Origin of the sequence: Acidisoma sp. S159 (assembly GCF_009766125.1) — a bacterium.
Lineage (GTDB): Bacteria > Pseudomonadota > Alphaproteobacteria > Acetobacterales > Acetobacteraceae > Acidisoma.
The window spans coordinates 3,518-5,151 of record NZ_LMUG01000090.1; the positions used below are offsets into that span (position 1 = coordinate 3,518).

Annotated in this window: 3 protein-coding genes and 1 pseudogene; 3 read left to right on the forward strand and 1 reads right to left on the reverse strand. The window is 58.4% G+C overall.

Going from position 1 to position 1,634, the window contains the following annotated elements; genetic code table 11:
* Positions 1 to 264: 264 nt before the first annotated feature.
* Positions 265 to 555, forward strand: coding sequence for a hypothetical protein (locus GSQ92_RS31990; RefSeq protein ID WP_159014620.1), 291 nt, complete (start codon positions 265 to 267; stop codon positions 553 to 555).
* Positions 470 to 946 (forward strand): annotated as a pseudogene (locus GSQ92_RS31995) (LysR substrate-binding domain-containing protein); the annotation flags it as partial. The gene GSQ92_RS31990 and the pseudogene GSQ92_RS31995, both read left to right, overlap by 86 nt.
* 129 nt (positions 947 to 1,075) lie before the next feature.
* On the opposite strand, the gene GSQ92_RS32000 reads toward GSQ92_RS31995, so the two are convergent.
* Positions 1,076 to 1,516, reverse strand: coding sequence for a substrate binding domain-containing protein (locus GSQ92_RS32000; protein WP_371418610.1), 441 nt, complete (start codon positions 1,514 to 1,516; stop codon positions 1,076 to 1,078).
* Here GSQ92_RS32000 and GSQ92_RS30565 point away from each other — a divergent pair.
* A partial coding sequence (locus GSQ92_RS30565; protein ID WP_216857002.1) for a hypothetical protein occupies positions 1,427 to 1,634 on the forward strand: 208 nt, incomplete at its 3' end. The two genes, GSQ92_RS32000 and GSQ92_RS30565, sit on opposite strands and share 90 nt — an antisense overlap.

A 1,634-nucleotide genomic window follows, 5' to 3' on the forward strand; every position in this document is an offset into this window, starting at 1 on the left:
CGCGAGCAATCGCTCGTCACGAGCCGGCCACGATCGATCGCGTCTTGAGAGAAACAAGGATCAGCGCCACAGGGCCGCGGCGGCGTAAGCCTCGACAGCAATCCGGCGCAGCGTTCCGATCCGCACCTTCTCTGACTGGGATAACCCGGCGCCGGGTTTTGTCGAGGCTGATTTGTATCGCACTCTGGCCCGTTCGCCAAAGGGGCCTTTTACGCAGACGCTGGTGCTGACTGATATTGCCTCGGGTTGAACGGAGTGCGCGCCATGCTGGTGCGCGAGCAAACTGTTTTGATGACAGCGCTGACCGAGCTGCGAAAACTGTTGCCGTTTTCCCTCCTGGGCTTCGACACGGACAACGACAGTGTGTTTATGAACGAGACCGTTAGAGACTATTGCCTTCGCGACGGAATGGAGCTCACGCGCTGCCGACCTTATTGGAAAAATAATCAGGCCTTTGTCGAGCAAAAGAATGGCGCCATCGTTCGGAGAATCGTGGGTTTTCGCCGGTTTGAAGGTCGATCGCTACGCCCGAACTCGCAAAGCTATACGCATTGACGCGCCTGTTCATCAATTTCTTTCAAGCTCGGTGGCGAGCCCCGCCTATCTGGAGCGTCGCGGAACGGCGAAAGCGCCCAGCGACATATCGGCCCAAGATATTATTGCATTCGAAAGCCCGGACGCGACCAACGAGTGGCGCTTCGGATCGGCCGGCAAACTCGTTCGTGTCGAGCCCAGATTGACCGTGAACAGCGGTGATGCAGCGATCGTGGCCGCGGAAGCGGGCCTCGGCATTTCCAGAACTCCCTCCTACCAAGTGATAGCGAGTGTGCTCGCTGGCCGCCTGGTCCCACTCCTGGTCAGTTTCACTACCGAAAAGCTTCCGGTCAGCGCGATTTACCCCGCGCATCGCATCGCCTCGACGAACCTCAGTGCCTCAATCAAACAATGCCGGGAATATTTCATAGCCGAACCGCTGATCCCGATTGAAGAGTGGGTGTTCCCGGCAAGCAGAGACGGCATCTCCAAAAAAGAACGTCTTTGTAGAATTCATCTTGTTGCTCATGTTGGGGCTTACTTACTTTGTGGTCCGCATGGGACCTGTATCGGTCCCAGCAAGCAGCCGATCTCGCAAAGCGTCAATGAATGCCCGCACCCGTGCCGGCATCTGCGTGCGGGTTGGGAAAACGGCCCATATCCCTATCTCGAGCGGTTTGACATCAGCGAGGACAATACGTTGCAGTTCTCCGCCCCCGATCTGCTTGTTCACATCCCAGTAGGTCAACATGGCGATTCCGACGCCCGCGATGCAGGCGGCCCGAACCGCGTCGACGGTGCTGGCTGATAATGGACCGCTAATCCGCACCCGGTGCGTCTCGCCCTCCCGCGTGAATGGCCAAGTGTCCATCGCGTGAAGCTTGATGCACCGATGGGCCGCCAGGTCCTCTATCGTGGTGGGTTCTCCGAAACGAGCGACGTAGCCCGGCGACGCGCAAAGCGTGAATGGATTGTCGGCCAACCTCGTCGCGATCATGTCCGAAGGTTTAATCAATGCCACGCGGACGGCTACGTCCAGTCCTGCCGTCGCAATGTCGATCACACCGTCGCTCAGGGTCAGATCAACGCGAAGCGCGGGA

What these genes read in the sequence shown, in the direction of transcription:
- GSQ92_RS31990 (WP_159014620.1), top strand. Translation starts at nt 265, where the DNA reads ATGCTGGTGCGCGAGCAAACTGTTTTGATGACAGCGCTGACCGAGCTG.